Raw genomic sequence first — 26928 nt, forward strand, 5'->3', positions numbered from 1 at the left:
ACCTCAGCGTCCGGATGAGGATGATCCCTTGGACTTGGCGACATCGGTTTCAAAGAAGTCCGGGATCTCGTGTTCGAAGCTCTTGATGTAGCGGGCGTAGCTCAGCGTCGCTTGGTCGCCGAGGATCGGCAGGTGCTGCCCGGCCTGTTGCCCCGATGCCTGCAGGCGGAACAGGTTGCGCGTGGTATCGCCGATCTGGCTGCGGCCGGGTCGCGCGGCTGCAGCATTGCCATCGGTGATGGCCACTGCTGCGGGCGCCGCCTGCGGCACCGGTGCTGGCGGGGCCACCAGGTCCACGGTGGCCAGTGACTCGGACTGCAGCGGCTGCGACGTCGGCACAGCCGGCGTGCTGCCGCCAAGCATCTGACCGGTCAGCGGCTGTTGCTGCGCCTGCACGGCAGTGGCCGGTAACAGGCAGATCAGAACGGGCAGCAGGCGTCGGGTCAGGGGCGTCGCGGTCATGGTGTGTTCCCGTTCGGGTGGTCGGAGGTGCTGAAGCGTTCCAGCATCGAGGGCGGCAGGCGCTGCGGATCGCGTTCGTCGCGGCTGTCGCGGCGTGGTTCCGCCGCCAGTCGCGTGGCGGCGGGCGGGTTGCCGACGGCATCTCTGGCGAGAGCACGCGCAGTGGCCGGCACGGCTGCGGCAGCGGCCGATGCGGCCTGGCGTTGTTGCAGGCGGGCACGGATCTGCGCCGCCTGCTGCTGGATGCTGAGCCGGGTCTCGTCGTTGAGGTTGGCCTGCTGGGCGAGGCGTTCGGCGGTGGTGGTGTCGCCACGCAGCACCGCCCACAGCGCGAGGTTGGCAGTGGCCTTGGCATTGCCCGGCGACAGCTCCAGCGCCTTGGCCAGGGGTTCGCGCGCGCGCTCGAACTGCCCGGCGCGCAGCCGCGCATAGCCGAGGTCGCCGAGATAGCTTGTATTCAATGGCTGCAGTTCGGTCGCCCGCGCCAGTGCCTGCTCACTGCCGGCGTCGTCGTCGCGGCGCGCGGCAATCAGGCCCAGGCCATGTGCGGCCGCGGCGGCCTGGGGACCACTGGAAAGATCGCGGTACAGGGCGATCGCAGCATCGGCCTGGCCGGTCTCGCGCAGCGCGTCGGCCTGCAGCAGACGCAATGCCGGCGGATCGCCGTGGCGCTGACGGAAGGCGTCGACGTGGGCGAGCGAGGCATACCATGCGCCTTGCTGCTGCATGCGTTCGATCAGCTCCAGGTAGGCATTGCGGCTGTCCTGCGGCGCCGGTTCGGGCGCGGCCAAGCTGGGCGCGCGCAGGTACTTCGGTGTGGTCGATGCACAGCCGCTGGCGCCGGCAACGGCGGCCAGGGCAACAATCAGGCAGGAAGTGCGCAGGGCAGGCATCAGGGGGACCCCATCTTGGACATGGTAGTGGCCAGCGCGACCAGCGCCGGGCCGGCAAGGACCAGCATCAGCGCTGGCAGCAGGGTCAGCATCATCACCACGGTCATCTTCACCGAGAGCTTGCCGACCTTTTCCTTCAGCGTGTTGCGACGCTGTTCGCGCAGGCGGATGCTGAACTGCCGCAGCGGCTCCTGCACCGCGCCGCCATGGGCGTGCACCTGCAGGATCAGCTGCATCAGGCTGGTCAGGTCATCGTCTGCATAGACCTCGCTCAGCCGGCGCAGCGACTGCGCGCGCGTGCGGCCATGGGTATAGGCGACGTTGGCCTCCTGCAGTTCGCCGCCGAGGACCGGCAATGCATCGCGCAGCTTGTCGCCGAGCGTCTGCAGGCTCTGGTCCATGCTGAAGCCCACGCCCTGCAGCAGGCGCAGCAGGTCGATCAGCAGCGGCAGCTCGTTGTCGACCGCGCGCCGACGGCGCTTCACCCAGGAGGAGAGAATGAACTTGGGCAGCAGCAGGCCAGCGGCCAATGCGCCGATGATCACCATGATCCTGGCCAGCCCGGTGACGCTGCTGAATGTCAGCACCAGTGCCAGCACCAGCACGGCCAGCAGCAGGCGCAGGCCGAGGTAGATGGCCGTACCGCGGCGGGTGTTCCACCCGGCCAGATCCAACAGCAGCCGGTCTTCATTGGCCAGCAATGCCGCTTCCAGGCGGCCGCCGCTGAGGGCACGGCCGAAGCGTTCGAGCCAGCCCAGCGAATCGTGCCGTGCAGGTTCGGGGTCACGGGACGCCTCGCGCGGCTGCAGGGCGGTCTTCAACGTGGCCGTTGTACGCTGCTCACGATGGCTGCGTACCCAGCCGCCGATACCCAGCAGGGCGATACCTGCAGCCAGTACGAGCAGGGAGAGGGCGAACCAGGCGCTGGCGCTCATCGGTCGTCTCCGGCGGGGCGGGGGTGGTTCATAGCGATTTGGCCAGGCGATACAGCAGGAAGCCACCGACAAGCTCCATGCCCAGTGCAAGCAGCAGGATCTTGTGGCCAAGCGGATCGTGCAGTACCGGCTGGAAGAAGTCCGGGCTGGCGATCGCCATCAGCACCGCGCAGGCCGGTGGCAGCAGGCCCAGCACCCAGGCTGACATGCGCGTCTCCGAGGTCGTTGCCGCAAGCTCCTGCTGGGCCTGTTCCAGATCGCGCATGAAATCGCCCATGCGCTGCAGGATCTGGTCGGAGCGCCCGCCGATGCGCACGCTGACACCGATCACCACCGACAACACCTTCAACACATCCATGCGATAGGGATGCGAGGCCTGTGCGAGTGCACGGTCCAGCTCCATGCCACTGCGCGCAAAGCGCACCGTAGTGTCCAGCAGCCCGCGCAACGGCGCGCTGGTCTGCATCGAAGCAACCTGGAACGCGGCCTGCAGGCTGTTGCCCAGTGCCGTCAGCCGCACCAGGTTGTCGAGGAAGTCCGGCAGCTGATGCAGCAGTTGCGCACGCAGCTTCGTGGTCCGCCGCATCACCCACAGCCAGCAGCCAAGCAGGTACAGCAGCAGGGTCAGCGGAAACATCCATGCGGTGCCCAGCCGCAGCATCGCCACCACCGACAGTACCAGCCCCGGTACCAGCAGCATGATGGGAATTTTCCAGCCGGTCTGCAGCCCTGCGCGCTGCAGCAGGCCATCCAGCGGCAGCACGCGGCGCCCGGTGCTGGCGGGCCGCGCCGGATCGTTGGCAGCGGTGACGGACGGCCCGGCGGGTGCTCCGCCCGTGGCGCTTCCGCGCGAAAGCTGCTGCTCGGCGTGCCGCATTGAAACCTGGCGTTGTTCACGGCTGCTGGCCGTGCCCCACAGCCAGGCTGCCAGCGCCAGCAGCACGGCGATGATGCTCAACATGCCCAGCAGCGCGCCGGTTCCCATGCTCAGAAGTCTCCGTAGAGCGATTCGCGCAGTTGTTGGCGGAACGGCTCCAGCTTGTGTGAGTGCGGATGGAAGCCCAGCCCGACCCAGCGATCGATCTCTTTGCCGTTGCCGTCGATCTGCAGCTCGTGGCGGAACATTTCCTGGGTGGTGATCAGGTTGTCGCTGACACCGGTGATCTCGGTGATCGATACCAGCACGCGGCGCCCGCTGCCCAAGCGCGAGATCTGCACGATGAAGTCGATGGCACTGGCGATCTGCCGGCGCAGGCTGTCCTCGCTGCCCTGGAAGCCGGCAAAGCCGGCCAGCATCTCGATCCGGTACAGGCAGTCGCGCGGTGAGTTGGCGTGGATGGTGGCCATCGAGCCGTCGTGGCCGGTGTTCATTGCCTGCAGCATTTCCAGCACCTCGGCGCCGCGCACCTCGCCCACCACGATGCGATCGGGGCGCATGCGCAGGCTGTTGCGGACCAGATCGCGGATGCTGACCGCACCGTGGCCTTCGGCGCCACCGATACGGCTTTCCAGGCGGACCACATGCGGGTGGTTGAGCGAGAGCTCGGCGGTGTCCTCGACGGTGATCACGCGCTCGTTCGCGGGGACGTAGCTGGCCAGGGCGTTCAGCAGCGAGGTCTTGCCGGAGCTGGTGCCGCCGGATACCAGGATGTTGCAGCGGCCCAGCACCATCGCCTTCAGCAAGGCCTGCATCGGCGCATCGAAGGTGCCCTTGGCCAGCAGTTCATCGGGGGTGAACGGGTCCTTGCGGAACTTGCGGATGGACACCATCGGTCCATCCACCGCCAGTGGCGAGATGATCGCGTTGAGACGGCCGCCGTTGGGCAGGCGCGCATCGACCATCGGATTGGAGTCATCCAGCCGGCGCCCAAGCGGGGCGAGGATGCGGCGCAGGATGCGCAGCAGATGCGTATCGTCGGTGAAGCGCTGGGTGGCCCGCTTGAGCTGGCCGCCCTGGGACACGTGCACATCCTTGAAACCGTTGATCAGGATGTCTTCGATGGACGCGTCGTGCAGCAGGTCGTCCAGCGGGCCAAAGCCGGTCAGCTCCTTGACCAGGCCGTTGGCCACCACCTGCATTTCCTCTTCGTTGATCGGGATGCGCCACTCCTGGATGAAGCCCACCGTCTGCACCTGCACCCAGCGGGCGATGGTGTCGGGCGCCCAGGAATCGATGTCGATGCGCTCGTCCTCGATGCTGTTGAGCAGGTGCTCATGCGCTGCCGACAGCACCTTCTGGTACTGCTCGGTCTGCGCGAACGGCTGATGGCCCGGCGTGCTTTCGGGCAGCACCGGCCGGGCAACGGCATGCGGGAAAGGGGTTACCTTGTCTTCCATTGCGATCCACCCAGGGCAAGGGAGAGTCTTTCCCGCAGGCCCTGCGCCTGCACCCGGCAAGCGGCCGGGTCCAGGCGCGAAACCAGTGGGGCGAGGGCACGCAGATAGGGGTCACGCGGTGCATCCTGCAGCAGCAGGTGGCCCTGGCTGGCAGCCAGGCGCACGCGCGGTCGTTCGGGAAGCGTCGCCAGCAGGGGCACCTCGAAGCGGCGCGCGATCTGCTCCGGGCTCATGCCGCTGCTGTCATCGTGGCGGTTGATCACCAGCTGCAGGCGCTTCTCGCGTTCGCGCTGCCCGGCAAGATGCTTCAGTGCCTGGTCGAGCGACACCAGTGTGGCGATGGAGGCATCGGTGACCAGCCAGATCTCGTCGGCCTGGTCCAGCAGCAGCGGCGGCAGCTGACGCAGCGGGCAGCCACCGGCATCACACAGCACGCTGGCGAACACGGTGCGCAGGCGCTGCAGCAACGCACCCGGATCGGACGGCGGTACCGCATCGCTGCCGCTGGCGCGGTCCAGCAGCACCAGCCCGGAATCGTGACGGGCCATGGCCGTGCGGGCGAGGGTGGCATCGATGCGGCTGGCGTTGCGCAGCGCGTCTTCGTAATGGAAGCGGCTGTCCAGGTTGAGGTACAGCGCGAGGTCACCCGAAGGCTGGGCCAGCTCCATCAGCAGGCCGTCCTGAAGCAGTGCCTCGCCCTGTGCCAGCGCACGGGTCTGCTGTGCCAGCACCGAGAGATGTGCGGCCAGCGTACTGGTGCCGACCCCGGCGCGCACGCCCAGCAGCACGATCAGGCGCGCCTTGTGCGCGTGCTGCGCGGCGGCAGCTGGTCGTGGCGACAGGGCGCGACGCAGCGCGGCCTCGATACCGACGTTGTCGCTGTCCAGATCCAGCACATCACGCAGGCCCGCCCGCAATGCGATGACGACGCCTTCCACCTGGCCGGCGCTGGTGGCACCGACGGCAACCAATGCCAGATCCGGCTCTGTCTGTTGCAGTTGCTGCGCCAGCACGCTGGAGGCGGCCGCATGCTCGGGGCGGAAATCGAGCAGCACAAGGCTCTGCGGCCCACGTTGCAGATCCTGGGCGGAGGTCGGCGTACTGCTGTCCTGCCAGTGCAGGGTAGTGGTCGGCGGCAGTTTGGCCGCCAGCCGGGGCAGCAGTTCGCGATCCATTCCATACAGGACCAGGTTCATCGGCGGTCCTTGCGGATGCAGCGGCTGGGCAGTGGCATAGGGCATGGGCGTGGTATCGCAGGCATCATGGAATCAGCGTGAGAAGCCGGGCACCGGGTCCTGGCTGATCGGACCCAGCAGCCAGGCGCCCCATTCGGGCATGTGCGGCTTGGCTTCGCGGTCGCCGGGCAGTGGCAGGTCGGTGTTGCGTGCCAGCGGCTTCACCAAGCGTGGCGTGACGATGATCACCAGTTCCTTGTCCTGGCGCTTGTAGTCGAAGTTGCGGAAGAACGAGCCGATGATCGGCAGGTCACCCAGCAGCGGGATCTTGCCGACGCTGGACACCACGTTGGAGCTGACCAGGCCACCGATCACGAAGCTCTCGCCATCGCCCAGCTCGACCGTGGTGTCGGCACGGCGGGTGGTGATCGAGGGAGTCTGCACGCCGTTGAGCGCGATGGCGTTGCTGTAGTCCAGGTCACTGGCTTCCGGTGCGACTTTCAGGGCGATGCGGTTCGGCGCCAGTACCGTCGGTGTCACGGTCAGGCCGATGCCGAAGGGCTTGTAGGTGATCGTCGTGGTGCCCAGCCCCTGCGGTTCCAGGATCGGCAGCTCGCCGCCGGCCAGGAAACTGGCGCTCTGTCCGGACAGCGCGACCAGTGTCGGCTCGGCCAGCACGCGCGCCATGCCATTGCTCTGCAGCAGGTCGACGTCGGCATTCCACAGGCCCTTGGTCGAGCCGAATACCAGGCGGAAGGCCGAAGAAATGGGTGATTCGGCTTCGTTGCCGGAGTTGCCTTCCTTCATGCCGGGCAGGATGCCGGTGTTGCCCGGCAACTGGCCGCCCGGGCGGGCGAAGCCGTAGGCGAAGTTGCCGTTGCGGTTCTGGAAGCTGATGCCGATCTGCTTCAATGCGGTCTTGTTGAACTCGACCACCTTGACCTCGACCTGGACCACGCCGCCGCTGCTCACCGTGGATGCGTCGGCAAGCAGGCCCTCCTTGCCCAGCGCCATGGCGGCGGTCTTCTGTTCCTGCATGTGCGAGAGCACGCTGTCGGTGCTTCCCTGCAGCAGGCCCTGATTGTCCTGCTGGGTGAATACCAGCCCGTTCGCGCCGGTGTCGGCCGCACCCTGCACCGCGCTTTGTACCCGCACCTGCAGGCGCTGTGGTTCGGCCTGCTTTCGGTGCCAGAGCAGCAGCGTGGTAGTGCCAGGCGCCTTGCCGACCAGCAATGCCTGGCGCTGGCCGCGCAGCATCACGATATCGGCCACGCCCGGATCGGCAATGGCGACCCGCTCCAGATCGCCCGGCAGGGTCCAGGGACGCTGCTCACGCGCCTGCAGCACCAGGTCGTCGGCGGCCACGCTCGTCGCCGGTGCCAGCAGCACCAGCAGCAGGGCCAGCCAGCGCTGGCGGGGGGAAGGGCGTGGACTGCGGCGACGTTCGGTCATGGATGCGCTCGATGCAGGTCAAAGGGAACCACGGGGGGCGGAGCTGTCGCCTCGGATGATTTCGATACCCGATGTGCGCGGGGCACTGCGCCGCGGTGCGGGTGCGCGTGCCGGGGCATCCTGGGCGCTGCGCGCCGGTGTGTTGCTGCGCCCGGCCAACGCATCGCCGTCGATGCCGGCGAAGGCGTGATTCTCTGGCCGTTGCAGCGCAAGCTGCTGCTCCGCATCAAGCCCCCGCAGCGGATCGATCACCCCGCGTGCCTGCGGGAACAGCGCCAGATCGGGCTGGCCGGAATCGGCAGGGTTGCGCAGGGCCAGGAACAGCTTGCCCTGCTGTGCACCCAGCAGCAGCCGGTTGGCGTCGGCCACCGGTACCGCCAGTACCGCGCTGCGTGCGGGCTGGGCAGTCTCGCTGCCCGTGCTCTGGGTGCTGCTGCTTCCGGTGATGTCAGCGGCGCGCGGATCGTTGCGGGCATCGGCTTCAGTGCTGGCAACAGCGTCATGGTTGGCCGGGGCGATGTCCTGCTGGCCATAGCTGAGCACGCGCAGGCGTGACAACAGCAGGCGCGTCTGTGCTGCATCGGCCGGGCCGCTGGCGCTGGATTGGGCAGTGCGCAGGTTGAGGAACACGTCGACGAAATCACCCGGAAGGATGCGGTTGCCGGCACCCACCAGCTCGTCCACCGGGACCGCGAGTGCGCGTTCCCCGGGGCGCAGCTGCAGCGAGAATCCCTGCGCGAGTGCATTGCTGCTGATCGCCGTGCCTTCGGCGATGTCCTGCACCGGTACCTTTCCGACCACGGCGGAAATGCTGGTGGCGGCACCGGCAACCGGGGCGCTGCGCTGTGCCAGACGCAATCCGTTGGCAGAGATCGGTTCGCCGGCCGGCAGGCGTGCCACCGCCTCCACCACGGTGATCGCCTGGGCATCGCTCCGCGCGACCGGGGCAACCGTGGCCGGCGCGGCCTGCTTGCGCCCGATCATCAAGGCGATCACCGCCAGCAGCACGGCCAGCCCGATCAGGGCGACGGCAGCAATGCGGGTCAACTTGAGCATGGAACCGTCTCCTGTACCGAACGTCAGTTGCCGCTGCCGAGGTCGAGCTGAGCGACCGCGACGCTGCGGATGGGAGCCCGCATCACCCACTTGTAGAGCGTGGCGGTGCCGGGCAGGAAGGGGTGGCTTGCGTAGTCGTAGCTGACTGTCACGGTCATGCACTGGGCGCTGGCCAGTCCGGCGCAGGGGGCCTGCGCCGAAACCAGAATGGCGTTGCTTCCGCCATTGCTGCAGTCGACCGGCTGACCCGAGAAGTTCAGCAGCCACTGCATCGAACTGCGCGCCGCAACACAGGCTGCAGTACGGCGTTCGTTGGCGCTGCCATAGCGGAGCGATGCGCGCGCACCCTCGGCCGAGGCGGTTGCCAGGGTCTGCTGGGCCGCCATGATCATCACGCCGGAGAACGTGAACAACAGCAGTGGCAGCAGGCCCAGCATCAGCATCAGTGCGAACTCGATGCTGGCCACGCCGCGTTGCCGGCGTGGGTTCTGGATGTTCATGCCACACCTCCGTACGTGCTGATGAGGATCCAGGCGATGGCGGATACCGCCAGGTAGGCGGCGTAGGGAATGCCTTGGCGTCCCTGGCGGGCGCTCTGCATTCCGCGTAGCGCCGGGTGCGAATGCCATTGCGAACTTGCCCGATGCATATGGGCTTGAAGGCCGATGGGCAGTGCTGGACCCAACCGGCGTGATACCAGCACCAGTGCGGCATGTGCGCCCGCTGCCAGGCTGGCCGCGATCCAGATCGGCAGCAGTGCCTGCCAGCCCAGCATCAATCCCAGTACCGAAAAGAATTTGACATCGCCGGCGCCCATCCAGCGCACTGCATGGAAAGGCAGCAATGCGACCAGGCCGAGCGCCGCGCCGGCAATGTGGGAAGCCCACGGCAGGCGCGGCGCGTTGAACTGTCCGGCGATGAGCACGACAACGGTGATCGCGCATGCGGACAGCAGCCAGGCGTTGGGCACCCGACGGGCGTACAGATCGCTGATCGCGATCCGCAGGCACACACCGATGGCCAGCAATCCCAGCAGTGTCATCGCACCCTCCTTTGTCCGTCAGTGGACGGTCAGCAGCTGCTGTCCCTGATCAGCCTGGGAGCGGCTCAGGCCGGTGGGTTGCCTGACGCCTTGTCGGCAAGCTTGGTGAGATTCTCAAAGAGCGTTTCGAAGAAATCCTTGATCTGCGTGCTGCCCAATGCGATCAGGACACCCGCAATCACAGCCGCCAGCAGGCCGTACTCGAGTGCGGTAACGCCATCTTCTTCCTTCAGGAACTTGCGGATCGATGCGTTCATGACGTTTGTCTCCCTCTACCTGTCTGCTACAGGACACCTGTTGGGCGGTGGCCCGGCTCCGCCGGGATCGTCCGCGGACCTCCGCACGTCCTGGCGGAGGAGGCACGCCGGGATGGACCCGCCATGCTCAAGCAGGGTGATCGATTCCAGGCGGGACGCCGTTCGCGCAACCGCGACCGCACGGCGCGGAGCCGGTGGTCGAGGTGTCGAGCGATACGTGCATGGTCATGCTGTCCCCCTGGGTGCGGTCATTATCAAAGACCGGATCACCGTGTTATCGACTTTGCCTGAATGGCGGCCGGCTGCAACCGGAACCTATATGCAAATTCGGCAGAATCCCTTCGGTCCTTAATTTTTCACGCGGGTTCTGTGACGGAAATCCGTTCGTTCGCAAAACGATTCATCGACGTGCAGATAATGTGAGGCAGGTTTTTCAGTCGCATGCGAAAACTGTGCCAAACACCACGACCTTGTTTTCACGTCTGTATCCATCTTATTCAATGCAGTGCAGATGTTTACCCCGTTGAATTATCGGGCATACTCGTATTCAAGTACTCGCGTTTCTTTTGGGGTGCGCACTTTGCTGGCGCGCATCCCGGCGATGGAAGAGATTCCATGAGAGGTGCGCGCCCTGTCAGGCAGTGGGGGCCGTATCGCACGACGGATAATCGGGGGACGACACTGTCATGGTCGATGGTGGGGTAGGAGACAGCGACGACAGCGGCCTGCGGTCGATCGACCTGGCGACGCTGAGCGGCGTGCTTCGTGTATGTGATGTCGAACTGCTACTGCTCGATGGCAATGGGCCGCGGGCGGCCTTCGCTTCACGCGTGCACGAGGAGGCGTTGTTCTGCAGCATCAGCTGTGGATTCCATTGCCGTGGACGATTCATGCTGCCGCCGGACTGGGCGATGCTGGGGTATCTGCACGCGACCGATGAAACCCTGAGCTGGTGCCACGGTGTACCGCTCGTACCTGGAATGGCGTTGACCGTGATGCCGGAGGGTATCAGCGAGTTCACCCTGAGCCCGGGCACGCACATGACCCTGATGCTGGTGCCGGTGGCACGGGTGCAGCGCAAGCTGACCGAACTGAGCCTGCGCAGTACACCGCCGGCCGGACAGGCACTTTCGCTGTTCAATCTCGCCAGCGAGGCCGCCCCGCTGGCACAGCACTACCAGCAGCTGCACCTGCAGCTGGGCCAGGGCACGGGGCTGCAGCCGGAAGAAACCGAGCGGCTGCTGCACGAACACGTGCAGGCACTGCTGGGCGCGGGTTCCGCCGATCGCCCGGGTTGCAGCCGTGCGCGGCGCACGCATTATCTGATCGCACAGCGGGCGGAAAACTTCATGCGCCTCAACCTGCGCCGCAATATCTACATGAACGAGATCTGCGATGCTGCCGGTGTCAGCGAGCGTGGCCTGCGCTACGCGTTCGAGGACCTGTTCGGCACGTCGCCCAATCGTTACCTGTCGATGCTGCGCCTGTGCGCGGCCTGCCGCAGCCTGTCGATGGCTGATTCCAGCCGCCGTTCGGTCAAGGCCATCGCCCTCAGCTGTGGCCTGTGGGACCTGTCGCGCTTCGCCGACAACTACCGCAAGGTCTTCGGTGAACTGCCGCGTGACACGCTGATGCGCGCTCCCGCGCAGATCGGCCAGCCAGCTTGATTCAAGCCCCGTAAGGGTTTCCCGGCAGTTCCTGCCGGAATTGCATATCCGCTTGCCGATATGGTTGCCGCTTCTGCATAACCGGCTGCCGATTCCGACCGTGGATTTGCCGGAATGCGCGATTGCCGTGCCGGAATGAAGTGCGCAGCCGCCGTTGCAAACGCTGAAATGTCAGTCACCTGCCTAACGGCAAGTCCACTGACATTCCAGTTGTTCGCCTACGGGGGAAATGCTCATGAACCGCATCTACCGGCGTGTATGGAACCGCCAGCTCAATGCTCTGGTTGTGGCCTCGGAACTGGCCACCGGCGACAGCGGCGGCAGCGCCGCCCGCGATCCGCGCAGTGCACTGCTGATGCCGACCGCACTGGCCCTGGCCCTGCTGTGCGCGCTGGCCAGCGGGCATGCAGGCGCGTCCGAATCCAATCAGTCTCTACGTGACCTGCAGGCACTGGCCGCGAAGTACGCGCAGCCGATGCCGGCCAAGGTCGACGCGGAAGTGGCGCTGGCTGCCGCATCGCGCCAGGCGCAGAGCAGTCCGGCGATCAGCGCTGACGCGCGTGTCGACCTGCAGCTGAGTACGAACTCGCTGCCGATCGTACGCGACGTGCTGCCGGCCACCGTGCAGGTGAAGCTGGCGGCGAACGCCGCGCCGAAGCAGGTCGCGGTTCCTGCGCTGGCTGCCGATGTCCGCGCCAATGTCGGGCTGGGTCATGCAGCGTCCCATGTGGCGAAGATTGATGCATCGCTGGCGGCCAACGCTGCGCCGTCCGCGCATGCGCCGCTCGGTGTGGCTGCGGATGCCCAGGCGAAGGCCGGCGTTGGCATCGCCGGTACCCAGGTGGCCTCGATCGATACCGGTGCCAAGTCGGCCGCCGCTGTTGCTGGCGCACCGGCTGGCTCGCTGTCCGGCCTCAAGGCGTCCGTTGACGGCAAGGTGGATTCGCAGCTGAAGCTGGCGGGCCACCAGATCGACGGCCAGGGGCAGGTCAAGGCGACGGCGGCGGTCACGCTGCCGGCCAAGGAGGAGCTGCCGGGCGAGACTCATGATCGTGCGATCACCGCGGCCTTCGATACCGGTGTTGCCGGCAAAGTGCGCGTGCAGGCGCCGGATGGCCAGGAGGTCGTGGCCGACCGCAATCTGAAGCTGGCCGGCCAAGCCACCGTGGCAGCGCAGAACAGCGCGCTGGGCGTCGGTGGCCTGGTGGGCGGCGTTGTCGGCGCAGCAGGTGGCGCCGTGGGCGGCGTGCTTGATGGCACCGTAGGCAACACGGTTGATGCGGTCGGCGGCGCCTTGCACGGCACGGTTGGAACGGTAGGCGGCGCAGTGGGCAGCACGCTCAATGGTGCCGTTGGCACGGTTGGCGGAGCCGTAGGCGGTGCGCTCAACGGCACCGTTGGAACTGTCGGTAGCGCGGTGGGTGGTGCGCTCAACGGTGCGGTTGGCACGGTCGGTGCAGTTGGCGGCACCGTGGGTGGTGCACTCAACGGGACGGTCGGTTCGGTCGGCAGCACCGTCGGTGGTGCGCTCAACGGTGCGGTTGGCACGGTCGGTGCAGTTGGCGGCGCCGTGGGTGGTGCACTCAACGGGACGGTCGGTTCGGTCGGCAGCACCGTCGGCGGCGCGCTCAACGGTGCGGTTGGCACGGTTGGCGCAGTCGGCGGCACCGTGGGTGGTGCACTCAACGGTACGGTCGGTTCGGTTGGCGGTGCCGTGGGCGGCACGCTCAACAATACGGTGGGTGCAGTAGGCAGCACCGTCAGCGGTGTACTCAACGGCGCAACAGGTGGCAGCACCGGCGGCCTGGGTGGCCTGCTGGGCGATACACTCGGCAATGTCGGCGGCGCCGTCGGTAACCTGCTGAATGGCAACCTCAACGGCACCATCGGCAATCTCGGCAGTGCCGTAGGCGGCCTGGTCGGTGGCACGCTCGGCGGCCTCGGCCTGACCAAGCCCTCGGCGATCCCGCCGACCAGCCCGAAGGCGCCGGCTCCGGCCGACCCGAACGCTGGCCTGATCATCGGCACCGGCGGCCTGGTCGGTAATGTCGGGCAGCTGATCGGCCCGACCACCACCAGCCTGTTCGGCGGCAACGGCTACCTGAGCAACGGCAACCTCAAGCTCAGCAACGCCAACGTGATGCAAACCTACTCGACGGTCAATGTGCTGGGACTGCCGGTGGTCAACCTGTCGCCGGTCGGCAGCACCCTCAATGGCCTCGGCGGCGCTGTCACCGGCGGCAGCTCGCACCTGACCCTGATCGGTGGCGTCACCTCCGACAGCTACATCTACAACATCAACAACGGCAATCCGGGCGGCCTGCTGGGCCTGTTGCTGCCGAAGGATTCGCCGGCCTGGGCAGCCAAGTGCCTGGACATCGCCTTGGCCGACATCTCCTGCTGGGCCGTCAACGCCGCGCAGGACTACCAGGTGCTGATGGGCGACGGCGCCTTCGCCAACGGCTCGAAGGAAGTGGTGATCGGTGCCAATGCGCGGCACGAACTGCCGAAGGTCGATGCCAACGTGGCCTTCCCGGGTGCAGGCACCAATGACCCGAGCAACCCGACCGGCGTGCCGACCGCGGACTACGCCGCACGCATGGGTCACTCGGTGATCGTCGGTGACAGCGCGGTGGGTACTGCCAACGGGCAGACCCTGCTCGGTGCCGAGGCCACCTCGAACCAGGCCAATTCGGTCGCACTGGGCTACCGCTCGGCCGCGCTGCGCGGTGCCCAGGCCAGCTACAGCGCCTATGGCCTCACTGCGCCGCAGGTCTCTGCCGGTGAAGTGTCGGTGGGTACCGCCGGTGGCGGTGAGCGCCAGATCACCAACGTCGCGGCGGGTAGTGTCAATACCGATGCGGTCAACGTGGCCCAGCTGAAGGGGGCCATCAGCCTGATCGATGATGTGGCGGCCGCTGCGGTGACCTATGACCTGGACGGTGCCGGCAACCCGAACTATCGCCGTGTCACGCTCGGCGCGGGCACCGGCACCACCACCATCGGTAACCTGGCTGGCGGTGCGGTCACGGCCGGCAGCCTGGAAGCGGTCAATGGTGGCCAGCTGGCGGCGACCAATGCTGCCATCGCCAGCTTCTTCGGCGGCCGCGCAGCCTTCGATCCTGCCAGTGGCGCGTTCACTGCGCCCCTGTTCGAGATCAGCACCATCTCCACCGGCGGCGCCATCGCCAAGGGCCTGTATGAGAACGCTACCGATGCCTTCGCCGCGGTCGATGGCTCGCTGGTCAACCTCAACACGCAGATCACCGACATCCGTAACGGTGGCACCAAGTACCTGCGGGTGAACTCGACCGGTACCGAGGCCCTGGCCAGCGGTGCCGACTCGATCGCAGTCGGCACCAACGCCCGCGCAACCGCGGCCAACAGCATCGCGGTCGGTGCCGGCAGCCTGGCCGATCGTGCCAACAGCGTGTCCATCGGTGCCGCCGGTGCCGAGCGTCAGGTCACCAACATGGCGGCCGGTACCGCAGCGACCGATGCAGTCAACCTGGGCCAGCTGCAGGCCTCGGAGCAGGGCGCCCTGCGCTATGACCTCAACGGCGACGGCAGCGTCAACTATGCCAGCGCCACGCTGGGCCAGGCTGGCACCGCCACCACGCTGCGCAACCTCGGCCCGGGCCAGGTCAGTGCCACCAGCAGCGAGGCCATCAACGGTGCCCAGCTGTTTGCCGCCAACCAGGCCGTGGCCACCCACCTCGGAGGTGGTGCAGCGGTCAATGCCAGCGGTGTGCTGACCGCACCGACCTACGCGATCAACAACGTCGCCGCCAACGGCACCGTCACCAAGGGCAGCTACAACGACGTCGGTACCGCCTTCGATGCCGTCAGCAACTCGCTGGCCAACGTCGCCGACCAGACCGGCGAGATCGACAAGCTGGCCGTGAAGTACGACGTCGACGGCAGCGGCAACGTGCTCAACAGCGTGACGCTGACGGGCACCGGCACCGGCGCGGTGAAGATCACCAACGTCGCCGCCGGCAGCATCCTGGCCGGCAGCAGCGATGCCATCACCGGCGACCAGCTGTTCAACACCAACAGCACCATCGCCAACTACTTCGGTGGCACCACCGCGTACAACGGCACCACCAATGTGTGGACCGCGCCGAAGTTCAGCATCTCCAGCATCGCCACCGACGGCACGTTTACCAGCGGCGACTACAACAACGTCACCGCCGCCTTCACTGCGGTGGACGGCTCGCTGAAGGTCCTCAACCAGCGCATCACCAACGGCGGCGGTGGCAGCGCCTACCTGGCGGTGAACTCGACCGCAGCGGCTGCAACGGCTGCCGGCGCGGAAGCGGTGGCTGTCGGCCCGCAGGCCAGTGCGGCCGGTGCCAACAGCGTGGCGGTCGGCAACGGTGCCAGCGCCAGTGCAGGCAACAGCGTCGCCCTGGGTGCCGGTTCGGTGGCCAGCGTTGGTGCGCAGAGCGGCTACACCGGTGCCTACGGCCAGACCGGCGCCAGCAACTCGGCCGGTGAGGTCTCGGTCGGCAGCACCGGCAGCGAGCGCAAGATCACCCACGTTGCCGATGGCTCCGACACCTACGACGCAACCAATGTCGGCCAGCTGAAGAATGGTGTGAACTACGCCATCGATGAGTCGAAGAAGTACACCGACCAGAAGATCCAGAACATCACCAACGTGGCCGGCAGCTTCCGCGCCAACAACACCAACAACCTGGCCGATCCGTCCGCCAGCGGTGCCAACTCGGCCGCCGGTGGTGCAGGCTCCACCGCCGCCGGTGCCAACTCGACCGCGCTGGGCAATGGTTCGCAGGCGCAGGCCGACAACTCGGTGGCGCTGGGGGCGGGTTCGGTGGCGAACCGGGCCAACACGGTCTCGGTCGGTGCCAGCGGCGCCGAACGCCAGGTCGTCAACGTGGCTGACGGTTCGCAGGCCACCGATGCGGTCAACGTGCGCCAGCTGCAGGCCTCGCAGCAGGGCACGATCCGCTACGACACCACGGTGAACGGTGCGACCAACTACAACAGTGTCACGCTGGGCAGCACCAACAGCGGCCCGACCACGGTGCGCAACGTCGCCGCCGGCACCGCCGGTACCGACGCAGTCAACGTGGACCAGCTGAAGTCGGGCATGGCGCAGACCCTGGACTGGTCGAAGGCCTACACCGACGAGCGCATGGGGGGCTTCGAGCGCGACCTGCGCAAGACCGACAATCGCGCCTCGGCCGGTATCGCTTCGGCGATGGCCACCGCAGCCCTGCCGCAGCCCAGCGAAGCGGGCCGCAGCATGGCCTCGGTCGCTGCCGGCAGCTACAACGGCGAGTCGGGCGTGGCGGTCGGTATCTCCGGTGTCTCCGAGGGAGGGCGCTGGATCTACAAGTTCAGCGGCTCCACCAACAGCCGTGGCGAGGCCGGTGTGGCCGTCGGTGCCGGCATCCAGTGGTGATCCCCGCCGCCGGGCCGCACGCGCGGCCCGGCATCGCGGAAACGTCCATAGGGGGAATGACATGAAACAGCATCGCATCGCCCGCACCGGCCAGATGGCCGCAGTGCTGGGCCTGGTCCTGGGAATGGGCCTGCTGGCCGCCTGTCGCAGCCATGCGCCGGCCGCCGAGGGTCCTGCCGAAACCACCGCCGTGCAGTTCCCGGAGGCTTCGAAGGCCTCGTTGAAGGAAGGCATCTATCCCGACGTCGCCGACCTGCGCCGCTTCGCGCCGGGCATGAGCAAGCGCCAGCTGTATACCTTGCTGGGCACGCCGCACTTCAACGAAGGCATGTGGGGCGTGCGCGAGTGGAACTACCTGTTCAACTTCCGCACTGCGCAGGGCGCGGAGTATTTCACCTGCCAGTTCCAGGTGCGCTTCGACAGCAAGGGCATCGCCCAAGGGGGCTACTGGAAGCCGGAATCGTGCGCGGCGGTGCTGGAACCGCCGCGGCCGCCAGCGCCGCCAGCACCGGCACCGTTGCCGGAGCAGCCGCTGCGGTTGTCGGCGGATGCGCTGTTCGGGTTCGACAGCGCGGTGCTCAGTGCCGAAGGCCAGCAGGCCATACAGGGCGTGCTGGCGCAGGTGCGCGAGGCCAGTCAGGTGCAGTCGATCCGGGTGACCGGGTACACCGACCGTATCGGCAGTGCCAGCTACAACCAGACCCTGTCGCAGCGGCGTGCCGAGGCCGTGCGCAGCGCGCTGGTGCAGGGTGGGGTGCCTGCGGCCAGCATCAGCGCCGAAGGGCGGGGCGCAGCCGAGCCGATCGTGCAGTGCGAGCAGCGCAACCGTCGCGAGCTGATCGCCTGCCTGGCGCCGAACCGGCGTGTGCAGATTGCTGGAATGGCCCAGCCGCGCTGAGAGTCCAACACCGGGGTCATGCCCCGGTATCCCGAGTCCCCCCTGACCGTCGGCAGGACGTGGTTACGTCTCCCCCGTTGACCATGCCTGCCGGCGGCTCAGGTTTTCCATGGTGCACGCGATGAACGCCCAATTCCTGCCTCTTTCCATGAAGACGGAAGCCACATTGAGTGTGTACGGCCAGCTCGGCAACCATGCGGTGGTGCGCATTCCCGGGCGGCGCCTGCCGGGCTTGATCCTGCAGGCAGACACCGTGGCCGGCTTCCTTGCCCAGCTGCAGGAAGCCCAGGCCTGCCTGCGCAGTGGTCGCGCACAGCGCACCGACGCCGAACTGGACATGCTCATCGACGTGTTGCAGCAGTGGTATGCGCTGATCGAATCGCGCCTGGCCGACGCCGGCGAGGCACTGTAGAAGAAAAAGGGGACGGAGGGGATTAAGTCGTTCCCGGCACGGCAGGGACATGGACGACTTAATCCCCTCCGTCCCCTTTTCTGTGTCATGCGCGTGCGCGGATCAACCAGCAGGCAGCATCCACGCGGACCCGATCGCCGTCGATGAATGGTGTGAATGCTGCCAGCGCCTGGTCGCGCAGCCCAGCGGCCTCCGCTTCGGGCAGCGCCCGCAGCGCCTGGCCCACCGGGCCCAGCTGGCCGACGTAGGTCGGCAGCTCATCGCGTGCGATCGAACACGGAAGGTCCACCGCAACCACCTCCACATCCTTCCAGCCGGCAGCCTGCAACAGGCGCTGCACGCGTTGGCCATCTGCGAAGGCGAACTGTCCCGGGGCACCGGGTACGCGCGGCGGAAGCTCAAGCGCATCGCCGACCGCGCGCTCGGCCGTGGTCATGAATGGATTCTCGTCAGCGCTGCGCCAGGCAATGAAACGCAGGCCGGCACCGGGCCGCGTGGCGCGGTGCAGGTTGGCGAAGGCCGCACCGGTATCCTCGAAGAACATCACCCCCAACCGCGACTGGATCCAGTCGAAGTGCGCGGAAGGCAGAGGGTGCCGTTGCGCGTCGGCAAGGATGAAGTCAGCGTCCAGCCCCGCCGTTTCTGCCCGTTCGCGCGCCATTGCCAGCATCGGTGCGGAGATATCCAGGCCGGTGCAGTGGGCGGCCGGGCGTGCCGCACCGGCGGCAAGCAGGCTTGCGCCCGTGCCGCATCCGATGTCGAGCAGTTGCGTGACGGTTTCTGGCAACTCGGCGACCAGCAGGTCGGCCATCGGCTGGAACAGGCCATCGAGGATGGCCTGCTGGGCGACCCAGATCTGGCCGCCGGGGCCGTTCCAGAGGGTGTTCTGATCAACGGGGGATGGGCTGGCCATGGTCTTGCCTTGTCGGGAAGTGGCCCATAGGTTGCTGCTTGAAGACGACTTGAGGTCAAGCCCATGCGTGAACTGGATATCGGCGAGGTGGTCAAGCGCAGTGGCGTGCCGGCCTCGACCCTGCGCTACTACGAACAGCTGGGGCTGCTGCAGGCACTTGGGCGTCGCGGCCTGCGCCGGCAGTATGACGAGCAGGTGCTGGAACGGCTGGCGCTGATCGGTCTCGGCCAGGCGGCCGGGATGTCACTGCAGCAGATCGGGGCATCGCTGCCGCCGCAGCGTGGATGTATCTCCCTGGATCGTGAGGCGCTGCTGGCGCAGGCTGATGTGCTGCAGAGGCAGATCACCCAGCTGCAGCGGGTGCGCCGGCACCTGCAGCGCGCGGCGGCCTGCCCGGAAGCGCAGGATGCGCGGCAGTGCGGTTCATTCCGCAAGCTGCTGCGGGCGCAGCAGCGCATGGCGGGTGGGTGAGTTGCCGGAACCGGCTCAATCGCGGGTGCTGACTTCCCAGGTGGCATGCAGAACGCCCGGCACGTGCTCCATCCGCGCCAGCACCACGTCCAGCTCATCGGCACTGACGGCCGTACTGACCAGCACCGCGATCACATCGGTGGGTGCATCGGCATGCTCGACCACCTGCACATCACCGACCGGATACTGCGCTGCTTCCAGCGCGTCGACCAACCGCTCGCGCACGCGCGGCACGGCTTCGGCATCCACGCTCAGGCGCACTTCGTAGGTCGCCTCGGTGGCGGCCTCATTGATCGGAATGCGGTTGATCGCATTCACCAGCGGCCGCAGCAGGGTGTTTCCGGCGATGATCAGCACGGTCAGCAGCACGCCTTCGGCCAGCATGTCCGCGCCGGTGCAGCTGCCCACCGCCGCAGAGCACCACAGGGTGGCGGCGGTGTTCAGGCCGCGCACGTTCATGCCTTCCTTCATGATCACGCCGGCGCCAAGGAAGCCGACGCCGGAGACCACGTAGGAGATCACCCGCACCGCCTCGGCGCTGCCGGCGATGCGCATGCCCAGGTCGACGAAGGCAGCGGCGCCGACGGCCACCAGCACGTTGGTGCGCAGGCCGGCGGTGCGCTGCCGGTACTGGCGTTCGGCGCCGATCAGCGTGCCCAGTACGAAAGCGGCCAGCAGGCTGACCACGGTGTCGGCGAAGGGACCGGCCTGGAAGGTCTCAATAAAGCGCATGGCCGGAGTCTACCCCGGTCATGTGACGGTAGATCCATGCCATGCGTGGATACCCGGATGGGCCACAAACGAATTAATCCCCTCCGTCCCCTTTTTCGGGATCAGTCGGTGTCGTCGACGCGCTCGCCCATCAGCTCGCGCTGGCGCTTGTCCAGTTCTTCGGCGTAGCGCTTGCGCACGAAGGCTTCGGAGACGACGCCCAATACCTGGCCGTCGGCAGCCACCACCGCCAGCTCGTCGGCCTGGGTCTGGTCGAAGCGCTGCATCACGCTGACCACGTCGGAGGACGGTGCCAGCGAGACGTCACGGTTCTCGGCCAGTTCGCCGATCAGGGTTTCCGGCTTCACGCCATCGCCGTAGACCCGTGGAATCTGCACGATGCCGGCGTAGTGGCCCTCGCTGTCGATCAGGATCACCCGGGTGCCCGAGCCCAGCGGGAAGCGCTGGCGGAACGCGGCGGCATCGAGATCGGCCGGGGCGGTCGCCACGCCCTTGCGCATCAGCCGGCCGGCGTTGAGGTTCTGCACCCACCCCACGTCGCGGGCGCTCTTGATGGTCTCGCCGCGCAGGTGCATGCGCCAGGTCGAGAACGAGTAGCCGAACCACTGCCGCACCAGCGTGCTGGACACCAGTACCGCGCTCATCACCACGCTGGTCAGCAGGAAATCGTGCGTGCCTTCCAGCACCAGCATGGCCATGGTCATCGGCGCGCCAACGACGGCGGCGGCCAGTGCGGCCATGCCGGCCAGCGCGGCCGAGGTGGCGTCGATCACCGGAACGCCGGTGGCCATGCCCAGCAGTCCAGCGAACAGCGCGCCGACCAGGGTGCCCATGAACAGCGAGGCGAAGAACAGTCCGCCACGGAAGCCGAAGCCCAGCGAGATGCCCGAGGCCAGGCACTTCAGGGTCAACAGGCCGCCGATCCAGATCAGCGGCAGGTGCGTGGTCAGGTCCAGATGCAGGGCGCCGTGGCCGGACGACAGCACCTGCGGGCTGGCCAGTGCCAGTGGAATCAGCAGCAGTCCACCCACCACCGGCCGTCCCCACGCGGGCAGGGGGCTGCGCTTGACCGTGCCTTCGATCGAGGCGATCAGGCGCATGATGGCGATGCCGACCATCGCGCAGCAGCAGCCGAGCAGGCCGTAGATCGCGTAGTCGGCGGCGCGCACGTCGATGGTCGAGGCCGCTGGCAGTAGATAGGCTTCGATGCCGGCCTGGTCGGCCACGAACGCGCCGGCCAGCGCTGCGACGGCCACCGGTGCCAGCGCAGCAGGGGTGTAGGCGCCGATGACGATCTCGAAGGCGTAGAACGCACCGGCCAGCGGCGCACCAAACGCAGCGGCGATGGCACCGGCGGCACCGGCACCGACCAGGATGCGCACGTCGTTGCGACGCAGGCGCATCACCCTGCCCAGCTGCGAGCCGCTGCCCGCGCCCATCTGCGTATACGAAGCCTCAAGGCCGACCGACGCGCCGCAGCCGTTGGACAGCAGGGTCTGGGTCAGCACGATCAGGTTGTCGCGCATCGACATGCGGCCGCCGTGCAGCGCATTGGCTTCCACCGCATCGAGCAGTGGCCGTTTCAGTCGCGTCGCCGCCAGGCTGACCAGGCCGACCAGCAGCCCGCCCAGTGGCAGCACCAGTAGCGCGGTCCAGGTCAGCGAGGGCAGGGAGCTCAGCCGCATGCCGTCGTCCAGCCCATACAACGTGCCCTGCAGCCAGCGCGCGATGCCCGACTGCAGCAGGGTCAGGTAGCCGGCGATCAGGCCAACCAGCAGCGCCAGCGCGATGAACCACAGGTCGCTGCCGCGCAGCCGCAGGCGCAGGCCCTGGAAGGCCAGATGCAGGCGCGATGGCGAAACGGGCGAAGACATGGTGGCGGCATGATACGCCGCCACCGTGAGCGCCACCGTCACCGCATCGGGCGGCTACCGGCTCAGAAGCGGTAGCGGCCCTGTACGTAGAAGGTGCGCGGCGCGGCCACCATGCGGCCTGCGTTGCCATCGACGTTGCGGGTGTACCAGCGCTTGTCGGCCAGGTTGTTCACGCCCAGTGCGATCTCGCTGTCACCCAGCCCCGGCACCTGCCAGGCCACCTGGGCATTCCACAGGCGTACGCCCGGCACGCGTCCCACGCGCGCGTCAGCGCTCTCGGCCCAGGTGTTGGCGGCGTCGGAGAACTGGCCGCTCTGGTGGGTGCTGGAGACGTTGAAGGTCCAGCCGGCCAGCGCGTAGCGGGCGCCGATGCTGTCGGTGTCGCGCGAGTAGAACGGCACGTCCAGGCCACGGTTGTCACCGGACTGCTGGATCGCCTTGGTCCAGGTGTAGTTGGCGTACAGCTCCAGCCCGGCCAGCGCGCCGTCCTCGGCGAAGTGGTACTCCAGTGCGCTCTCCACACCCTTGTGGTCGGTGGCACCAATGTTCTGGAAGGTGGGCGGGGTGATGCCCGGCACCTGCAGGATCTGGTTGTCGAAGCGCATCTTGAACACGGTCATTTCCGCGCGCAGTGCCCCATCCTGCCAGCGTGCGCCCAGCTCGGTGGTCTTGGCCACTTCCGGGTTCAGCGGATTGCTGGTGGTCTGCGAATTGAGCTGGATGTTCTGTACCGGTCCGAACGAGGTGGTGTAGTTGCCGAACACGGTCAGCTGCGGAGTCAGCAGGTAGGCGATGTTGATCGAGGGCAGGGCCTTGTCGTTGCGGCTGCTGAAGGTCGCCGTGCCTCCGGCCTGGCGGCGGCCCATGTCGATCCATTCCATGCGCACGCCGGGCGTGATCCGCCACTGGCCGATCGCAATGCGGTCGTCGATGTAGAAGGCGTGCGCGTCGGTGGCGTTGTCGAAGCGGGTGGTGGCACTGGCCGCGCCGGTGCGGCGGGCGACGGTGTAGCTGCGGTCGTTGCCGCGCTCGCGCAGGAAGCGGTAGCCGGCGGTGATGTCATGCACCGCGCTGCCCCAGTGCAGGCGCTGGGTATAGCGCGGCTCGATGCCGAGCACGCGGTAGTCGCGCGGCTGCACGGTCAGCTGGGTGTTGGCGGCGTTGATCAGCGAGCTGGCACGGGTGCTCTCATTGTAATAGGCCAGCACCTCGAACTCGCTGTTGGCCGACAGCGTGTTGGTGTAGCCCAGGTCGATGCCGGTGCGGTGGCCCTTCCAGAAATCGGTCGGCCGGGTGTTCTGGAACGGATCGGCCTCGTACTGCGCACGGGTCAGGCCGCCCGGCGTCAGCGAGCGTACGTCGTAGTAGGACAGCTTGGCACGCAGCTCCTGCTGTTCGTCGATGGCGTAGGCGAACTTCAGCGCGAGATCGTTGAAGCGGTCATCGCTGCCCTGGCGCCAGCCGCGACCATCCTGGCCGGAGTACAGCAGGGCGGCGCCCAGATCGTTGTCGCCGGTACCGCCAAGGAAGGCGTTGTACTGGGTGCTGTCACCGCCGCCATGGTCGTAGGCGGTGTAGCGGACGCCGGCTTCGCCGTGCAGGCCGGCCTCGGTGGGAATGGCGCGGGTGCTGAAGTTGATGATGCCACCGACGTTCTGCGGCCCGTAGCGCACCGCGCCGCCGCCGCGCACCACGTCGATCGACTCGATGTTGGACAGGCTGGTCGGCGCGAACGACAGCTGTGGCTGGCCATACGGCGCCACCGCCAGCGGCACGCCGTCCAACAGGACGGTCGAGCGCGGCGAGTAGCGCCCGGTGAGGCCGCGCACGCCGATGTTCAGCGACACCGAACTGCCAGCGGTGCCGGAGTTGTCGGTGACCTGCACACCCGGAATACGGCGCATGGCATCGCCGATGCTGGCCGCGCCGCTGGCCTCGATGCGCTGGCGGTCGACCACGGTGCGCGCGCCGGCAAAGCGCTTGACGCTGTCATGCAGGCCGGTACCCAGCCAGCTGCCGGAGACCTGGATGCTGTCCAGCGTGGTGGCGCCGTCCTGGGCGAAGGCACGGGTGGTCGGGAGCAGGCACAGGGCGAGGGCGGCGGCCAGGGGCAGGCGGGCCGGTTGCAGGGCGAGGATGGGCATCGGTGCAGGCTGTGGAAGGTCGTAAATGAGAATTATTGCTGATTCCATTCGCTATTGGAATGCGCCTTCGGTTCATGCCGATGCCCCGGTGATACAGTGGGCGATTGCTTCCTGACTCGCTGAGATCTGCCATGTCCCAAGCCGCTTTCTACCCCGTCGGAACCCCTGGCCAGCCGTGGGGAGCGGCGGAACGGGAGGCGTGGCGTGGCCGCCAGCAGCGCCTGCGTCGCTATGACGAGGAGGTGCTGCCCCGCATCGAGGCGCTGGCTTCGCGCTTCGACAAGGTGGCCTATGGCCAGCTCGACTACGCTGGCGAGACCTACACTCTGTTCGCCCTGCGCAGCCGCGATTGGAACCCGGCGCTGCCGGCTGCCCTGGTTACCGGTGGCGTGCACGGTTATGAGACCAGCGGCGTGATGGGCGCGCTGGAATTCCTCGAAAAGCACGCCGCCGACTACGCCGGCAAGGCCAATCTGCTGGTGGCACCGTGCGTGAATCCGTGGGGCTTCGAGCGCATCAACCGCTGGAACTTCGATGCGATCGACCCGAACCGCAATTTCCGCGCCGATGGCCCGGCCCGCGAGTCGACCGCGCTGATCGAGCTGATCGCACCGATCAAGGACCAGTTCGTGCTGCACATCGACCTGCACGAGACTACCGACAGCGACGAGAGTGAGTTCCGCCCGGCGTTGGCCGCGCGTGACGGCAAGCCGTTCGAGCCGGGCCTGATTCCGGATGGCTTCTATCTGGTGGACGACAGCGAGAACCCACAACCGGCCTTCCAGCAGGCGGTGATTGCCGAGGTGGAGAAGGTCACCCACATCGCGCCGGCCGACGACAAGGGCGAGATCATCGGTTCGCCGGTGGTCGCTCACGGCGTGATCGAGTACCCGCTGGTGAAGCTGGGCCTGTGTGCCGGCATCACCGGTGCGACCTACACCACCACCACCGAGGTCTACCCGGACAGCCCGCGGGCGACCCCGCAGCAGTGCAACGACGCCCAGGTGGCAGCGGTGTGCGCGTCGCTGGATTACGCGCTCGCCCATCGTTGATCGGATAACCGGCTGCCCATCCACGCATGGTGGGTGTGTCACCCCAACGCGTCGGCCCACCACAGCGCCGCCGGCCCCGGCGGCGTGTCGCGGCGCCACAGCAGGTCGCTGTGGATGCGTCGTGGCCAGCCGGGCAGAGTCAGTTCCACCAGCTGCCCGCGGTCGTAGCGCTGTACCAGCGCGCGTGGCAGCTCGGCCCAGCCGATGCCGTCCTCGGCCATCTCCATCACCATCAGGTAGTCGGTGGCGGTCCACGCCAGCCCGGTAACCGCCCGCGCATGGTCGACCTCCGCGCTCAATCGCACCTGCCGGTACCGTGCCAGCTGGGAAGCTGCGCGACGGCCGGCGTCGGCCAGCGGATGGTCGTGCGCCACATACACCGACAGCTCGCTGTGATGGGCCAATGGCCGTGCCACCAGACCATCCGGATAGCTTTCCTGGCGCGGCAGCAGGCCCAGCGCGGCGCGACCACTGTCGACCAGTTCCAGCACGTCTTCGCCTTCGGCATCCAGCCATTCCAGTTCGATCTCGGGGAACGCTTCGGCAAAGCGCTGCAACACGCGCTGCTCCGGATCGAGCTGATACACGTCGGAGAACACCACGGTCAGCCGCGCTTCGACCGGGGCGGCCAGCCGCACGCTCAACTGCTGCAGGCGGGTATCGGCGGCGAGGATTTCCTGGGCATGGCCGAGCACCTGGCGCCCGGCTTCGGTCAGCTGCGGGTAGCGTCCACTGCGGTCGAACAGGCTGACGCCCAGGTCCGCCTCCAGGTGGGCGATGGCGGTGCTGACCGTTGATTGGGTCTTGCGCAGGCGACGCGCCGCCGCCGAGAACGATCCGAGCGCAGCCGCTTCGACGAACGCCTGCAGGGATTCAGGGGAATAGGGCATTGATCCATCGCTCCTGTCGATGGTATCCATTTTGAATCGACCGTAAAAGGCGATGATACTGTCCGCCGTCGCCCCTGTCTGCGGGGCATCCACGCATGGCGTGGATCTACTGAGGGCGGGGCGCTGTCCGCGTCCCGCAAGGAGTTTTACATGTCCCGTACTGTTCCCGCCCGTGGCGCGCTGGTCGCCTGGGCCTGCCTGACCGTGGCGATCGTTGCCGAAGTGGTCGGCACCTCGTTCATGGCCCATGCCGCCCGCGATGGTGGCTGGACCGGCTACCTGATCATGGCCGGCGCGTTGGCGCTGTCCTACTTCTTCCTTGCTCAGTCGGTGCGCCGCATCGCCGTGGGTGTGGCCTACGCAGTCTGGGAAGGCCTGGGCCTGACCCTGCTGACCGTGGTCGGCCTCACCGTGTTTGGCGAGAGCCTGTCGCTGCAGCAGCTGGCCGGCCTCGTGCTGGCGGTGGTCGGCATCGTCTGTGTCACCCTCGGGGAGGCGCACTGATGAATACCCTGGCCCTGTTTTTCGTGATCTGTTCTGCGCTGATCGACGTTGCCGCCAACATGATGGTGGCCAAGTCGGAGGGCTTCCGCCGCTGGCGCTGGGGCGTCGGTGCGATCGTCATGGTCTGGATCGCCTTCGCCCTGCTGGGCCAGGCGGTGCGCTACATGGACCTGGCCACCGCCTATGCGATGTGGGGTGCAATCGGCGTGATCGGTACCGCCACTTGCGGCCGCCTGCTGTTCGGCAACCGCCTGCGCCCGATCGGCTGGATCGGCATCGCGCTGGTCACTGTTGCGGTGCTGCTGCTCAGCACCGCGAAGTAACGCGTTGT

24 protein-coding genes are annotated in these 26928 nt (G+C 67.4%); 8 read left to right on the forward strand and 16 right to left on the reverse strand.

Annotated elements, in window-relative coordinates; genetic code table 11:
* Positions 1–3 precede the first annotated feature (3 nt).
* From ACTJJM_RS00070 to ACTJJM_RS00120, 11 genes are all read right to left on the reverse strand, one after another.
* On the reverse strand, positions 4–462 hold the full coding sequence (locus tag ACTJJM_RS00070) for a DUF3613 domain-containing protein (protein ID WP_043402502.1): 459 nt from the start codon (positions 460–462) through the stop codon (positions 4–6).
* Complete coding sequence (locus ACTJJM_RS00075; protein ID WP_191849544.1) at positions 459–1355, reverse strand: Flp pilus assembly protein TadD; 897 nt, start codon at positions 1353–1355, stop codon at positions 459–461. Before ACTJJM_RS00075 ends, ACTJJM_RS00070 begins: the two co-directional genes overlap by 4 nt.
* On the reverse strand, positions 1355–2290 hold the full coding sequence (locus ACTJJM_RS00080) for a type II secretion system F family protein (protein WP_010485128.1): 936 nt from the start codon (positions 2288–2290) through the stop codon (positions 1355–1357). The genes ACTJJM_RS00075 and ACTJJM_RS00080 overlap by 1 nt, the downstream gene beginning before the upstream one ends.
* A gap of 28 nt (positions 2291–2318) precedes the next feature.
* Entirely contained in the window at positions 2319–3275 is a 957-nt protein-coding gene (locus tag ACTJJM_RS00085; RefSeq protein ID WP_049410331.1) for a type II secretion system F family protein, read from the reverse strand.
* Positions 3276–3277: 2 nt separating this feature from the next.
* Positions 3278–4627 (reverse strand): CpaF family protein, encoded by a 1350-nt coding sequence (locus ACTJJM_RS00090; protein WP_241874039.1) that lies wholly within the window; start codon positions 4625–4627, stop codon positions 3278–3280.
* Positions 4612–5868, reverse strand: a complete 1257-nt coding sequence (locus tag ACTJJM_RS00095; RefSeq protein ID WP_313411572.1) for an AAA family ATPase — start codon at positions 5866–5868, stop codon at positions 4612–4614. The genes ACTJJM_RS00090 and ACTJJM_RS00095 overlap by 16 nt, the downstream gene beginning before the upstream one ends.
* 27 nt (positions 5869–5895) lie before the next feature.
* Positions 5896–7254: a type II and III secretion system protein family protein gene (locus ACTJJM_RS00100; protein WP_313411574.1), complete on the reverse strand. Its 1359-nt coding sequence runs from the start codon at positions 7252–7254 to the stop codon at positions 5896–5898.
* Between the two features lie 18 nt (positions 7255–7272).
* On the reverse strand, positions 7273–8310 hold the full coding sequence (gene cpaB, locus ACTJJM_RS00105) for a Flp pilus assembly protein CpaB (RefSeq protein WP_241874037.1): 1038 nt from the start codon (positions 8308–8310) through the stop codon (positions 7273–7275).
* Positions 8311–8333: 23 nt separating this feature from the next.
* Positions 8334–8810, reverse strand: coding sequence for a TadE/TadG family type IV pilus assembly protein (locus ACTJJM_RS00110; protein WP_010485140.1), 477 nt, complete (start codon positions 8808–8810; stop codon positions 8334–8336).
* Complete coding sequence (locus tag ACTJJM_RS00115; RefSeq protein ID WP_019337869.1) at positions 8807–9352, reverse strand: A24 family peptidase; 546 nt, start codon at positions 9350–9352, stop codon at positions 8807–8809. The genes ACTJJM_RS00110 and ACTJJM_RS00115 overlap by 4 nt, the downstream gene beginning before the upstream one ends.
* 65 nt (positions 9353–9417) lie before the next feature.
* Positions 9418–9609 (reverse strand): Flp family type IVb pilin, encoded by a 192-nt coding sequence (locus ACTJJM_RS00120; RefSeq protein WP_010485145.1) that lies wholly within the window; start codon positions 9607–9609, stop codon positions 9418–9420.
* A 686-nt stretch (positions 9610–10295) separates the two neighbouring features.
* Here ACTJJM_RS00120 and ACTJJM_RS00125 point away from each other — a divergent pair.
* The 4 genes from ACTJJM_RS00125 (at position 10296) to ACTJJM_RS00140 (ending at position 18017) form a co-directional block, all read left to right on the forward strand.
* Positions 10296–11276 carry an AraC family transcriptional regulator gene (locus tag ACTJJM_RS00125; RefSeq protein WP_010485148.1) on the forward strand — a complete coding sequence of 327 codons (981 nt, stop codon included), beginning with the start codon at positions 10296–10298 and terminating at the stop codon, positions 11274–11276.
* A gap of 235 nt (positions 11277–11511) precedes the next feature.
* Positions 11512–16707, forward strand: coding sequence for an ESPR-type extended signal peptide-containing protein (locus ACTJJM_RS00130; RefSeq protein WP_440865028.1), 5196 nt, complete (start codon positions 11512–11514; stop codon positions 16705–16707).
* Between the two features lie 61 nt (positions 16708–16768).
* Positions 16769–17605, forward strand: coding sequence for an OmpA family protein (locus ACTJJM_RS00135; protein WP_043401444.1), 837 nt, complete (start codon positions 16769–16771; stop codon positions 17603–17605).
* 121 nt (positions 17606–17726) lie between these two features.
* The gene (locus ACTJJM_RS00140) at positions 17727–18017 is read left to right on the forward strand and encodes a DUF6959 family protein (protein ID WP_014037513.1); all 291 of its coding nucleotides are present in this window, start codon (positions 17727–17729) and stop codon (positions 18015–18017) included.
* 85 nt (positions 18018–18102) lie between these two features.
* Here the strand turns inward: ACTJJM_RS00140 and ACTJJM_RS00145 are convergent, their stop codons facing one another.
* Positions 18103–18930 (reverse strand): class I SAM-dependent methyltransferase, encoded by an 828-nt coding sequence (locus tag ACTJJM_RS00145; RefSeq protein ID WP_029550798.1) that lies wholly within the window; start codon positions 18928–18930, stop codon positions 18103–18105.
* 63 nt (positions 18931–18993) lie between these two features.
* On the opposite strand from ACTJJM_RS00145, the gene ACTJJM_RS00150 reads away from it, so the two are divergent.
* A complete protein-coding gene (locus tag ACTJJM_RS00150; protein ID WP_019337863.1) occupies positions 18994–19401 on the forward strand; it encodes a MerR family transcriptional regulator in 408 nt (135 codons plus the stop codon).
* Positions 19402–19416: 15 nt separating this feature from the next.
* Here ACTJJM_RS00150 and ACTJJM_RS00155 read toward each other — a convergent pair whose 3' ends face one another.
* From ACTJJM_RS00155 to ACTJJM_RS00165, 3 genes are all read right to left on the reverse strand, one after another.
* Positions 19417–20133, reverse strand: coding sequence for an MgtC/SapB family protein (locus ACTJJM_RS00155; protein WP_005409984.1), 717 nt, complete (start codon positions 20131–20133; stop codon positions 19417–19419).
* A gap of 101 nt (positions 20134–20234) precedes the next feature.
* On the reverse strand, positions 20235–22007 hold the full coding sequence (locus ACTJJM_RS00160) for a chloride channel protein (protein WP_049481304.1): 1773 nt from the start codon (positions 22005–22007) through the stop codon (positions 20235–20237).
* Between the two features lie 62 nt (positions 22008–22069).
* Positions 22070–24151, reverse strand: coding sequence for a TonB-dependent receptor family protein (locus tag ACTJJM_RS00165; protein WP_241874034.1), 2082 nt, complete (start codon positions 24149–24151; stop codon positions 22070–22072).
* 131 nt (positions 24152–24282) lie between these two features.
* Here ACTJJM_RS00165 and ACTJJM_RS00170 point away from each other — a divergent pair, with 131 nt between their 5' ends.
* Complete coding sequence (locus tag ACTJJM_RS00170; protein WP_241874033.1) at positions 24283–25203, forward strand: M14 family metallopeptidase; 921 nt, start codon at positions 24283–24285, stop codon at positions 25201–25203.
* A gap of 38 nt (positions 25204–25241) precedes the next feature.
* Here the strand turns inward: ACTJJM_RS00170 and ACTJJM_RS00175 are convergent, their stop codons facing one another.
* Entirely contained in the window at positions 25242–26093 is an 852-nt protein-coding gene (locus ACTJJM_RS00175) for a LysR family transcriptional regulator (RefSeq protein WP_241874032.1), read from the reverse strand.
* Between the two features lie 150 nt (positions 26094–26243).
* Between ACTJJM_RS00175 and ACTJJM_RS00180 the strand changes: the two genes are divergently transcribed.
* Together ACTJJM_RS00180 and ACTJJM_RS00185 are read left to right on the forward strand one after the other, a co-directional pair.
* A complete protein-coding gene (locus ACTJJM_RS00180) occupies positions 26244–26597 on the forward strand; it encodes an SMR family transporter (RefSeq protein ID WP_010485170.1) in 354 nt (117 codons plus the stop codon).
* Positions 26597–26920, forward strand: coding sequence for a DMT family transporter (locus tag ACTJJM_RS00185; protein WP_012480533.1), 324 nt, complete (start codon positions 26597–26599; stop codon positions 26918–26920). The genes ACTJJM_RS00180 and ACTJJM_RS00185 overlap by 1 nt, the downstream gene beginning before the upstream one ends.
* Positions 26921–26928: the final 8 nt, after the last annotated feature.

This window comes from Stenotrophomonas sp. 22692 (assembly GCF_052045015.1).
Taxonomy (GTDB): domain Bacteria; phylum Pseudomonadota; class Gammaproteobacteria; order Xanthomonadales; family Xanthomonadaceae; genus Stenotrophomonas; species Stenotrophomonas geniculata.

Bases quoted from the DNA above. Each gene is read 5' to 3' on its own strand.
- ACTJJM_RS00070 (WP_043402502.1), bottom strand. From the start codon at position 462: ATGACCGCGACGCCCCTGACCCGACGCCTGCTGCCCGTTCTGATCTGC.
- ACTJJM_RS00075 (WP_191849544.1), bottom strand. From the start codon at position 1,355: ATGCCTGCCCTGCGCACTTCCTGCCTGATTGTTGCCCTGGCCGCCGTT.
- ACTJJM_RS00080 (WP_010485128.1), bottom strand. From the start codon at position 2,290: ATGAGCGCCAGCGCCTGGTTCGCCCTCTCCCTGCTCGTACTGGCTGCA.
- ACTJJM_RS00085 (WP_049410331.1), bottom strand. From the start codon at position 3,275: ATGGGAACCGGCGCGCTGCTGGGCATGTTGAGCATCATCGCCGTGCTG.
- ACTJJM_RS00090 (WP_241874039.1), bottom strand. From the start codon at position 4,627: ATGGAAGACAAGGTAACCCCTTTCCCGCATGCCGTTGCCCGGCCGGTG.
- ACTJJM_RS00095 (WP_313411572.1), bottom strand. From the start codon at position 5,868: ATGCCCTATGCCACTGCCCAGCCGCTGCATCCGCAAGGACCGCCGATG.
- ACTJJM_RS00100 (WP_313411574.1), bottom strand. From the start codon at position 7,254: ATGACCGAACGTCGCCGCAGTCCACGCCCTTCCCCCCGCCAGCGCTGG.
- cpaB (WP_241874037.1), bottom strand. From the start codon at position 8,310: ATGCTCAAGTTGACCCGCATTGCTGCCGTCGCCCTGATCGGGCTGGCC.
- ACTJJM_RS00110 (WP_010485140.1), bottom strand. From the start codon at position 8,810: ATGAACATCCAGAACCCACGCCGGCAACGCGGCGTGGCCAGCATCGAG.
- ACTJJM_RS00115 (WP_019337869.1), bottom strand. From the start codon at position 9,352: ATGACACTGCTGGGATTGCTGGCCATCGGTGTGTGCCTGCGGATCGCG.
- ACTJJM_RS00120 (WP_010485145.1), bottom strand. From the start codon at position 9,609: ATGAACGCATCGATCCGCAAGTTCCTGAAGGAAGAAGATGGCGTTACC.
- ACTJJM_RS00125 (WP_010485148.1), top strand. From the start codon at position 10,296: ATGGTCGATGGTGGGGTAGGAGACAGCGACGACAGCGGCCTGCGGTCG.
- ACTJJM_RS00130 (WP_440865028.1), top strand. From the start codon at position 11,512: ATGAACCGCATCTACCGGCGTGTATGGAACCGCCAGCTCAATGCTCTG.
- ACTJJM_RS00135 (WP_043401444.1), top strand. From the start codon at position 16,769: ATGAAACAGCATCGCATCGCCCGCACCGGCCAGATGGCCGCAGTGCTG.
- ACTJJM_RS00140 (WP_014037513.1), top strand. From the start codon at position 17,727: ATGAACGCCCAATTCCTGCCTCTTTCCATGAAGACGGAAGCCACATTG.
- ACTJJM_RS00145 (WP_029550798.1), bottom strand. From the start codon at position 18,930: ATGGCCAGCCCATCCCCCGTTGATCAGAACACCCTCTGGAACGGCCCC.
- ACTJJM_RS00150 (WP_019337863.1), top strand. From the start codon at position 18,994: ATGCGTGAACTGGATATCGGCGAGGTGGTCAAGCGCAGTGGCGTGCCG.
- ACTJJM_RS00155 (WP_005409984.1), bottom strand. From the start codon at position 20,133: ATGCGCTTTATTGAGACCTTCCAGGCCGGTCCCTTCGCCGACACCGTG.
- ACTJJM_RS00160 (WP_049481304.1), bottom strand. From the start codon at position 22,007: ATGTCTTCGCCCGTTTCGCCATCGCGCCTGCATCTGGCCTTCCAGGGC.
- ACTJJM_RS00165 (WP_241874034.1), bottom strand. From the start codon at position 24,151: ATGCCCATCCTCGCCCTGCAACCGGCCCGCCTGCCCCTGGCCGCCGCC.
- ACTJJM_RS00170 (WP_241874033.1), top strand. From the start codon at position 24,283: ATGTCCCAAGCCGCTTTCTACCCCGTCGGAACCCCTGGCCAGCCGTGG.
- ACTJJM_RS00175 (WP_241874032.1), bottom strand. From the start codon at position 26,093: ATGCCCTATTCCCCTGAATCCCTGCAGGCGTTCGTCGAAGCGGCTGCG.
- ACTJJM_RS00180 (WP_010485170.1), top strand. From the start codon at position 26,244: ATGTCCCGTACTGTTCCCGCCCGTGGCGCGCTGGTCGCCTGGGCCTGC.
- ACTJJM_RS00185 (WP_012480533.1), top strand. From the start codon at position 26,597: ATGAATACCCTGGCCCTGTTTTTCGTGATCTGTTCTGCGCTGATCGAC.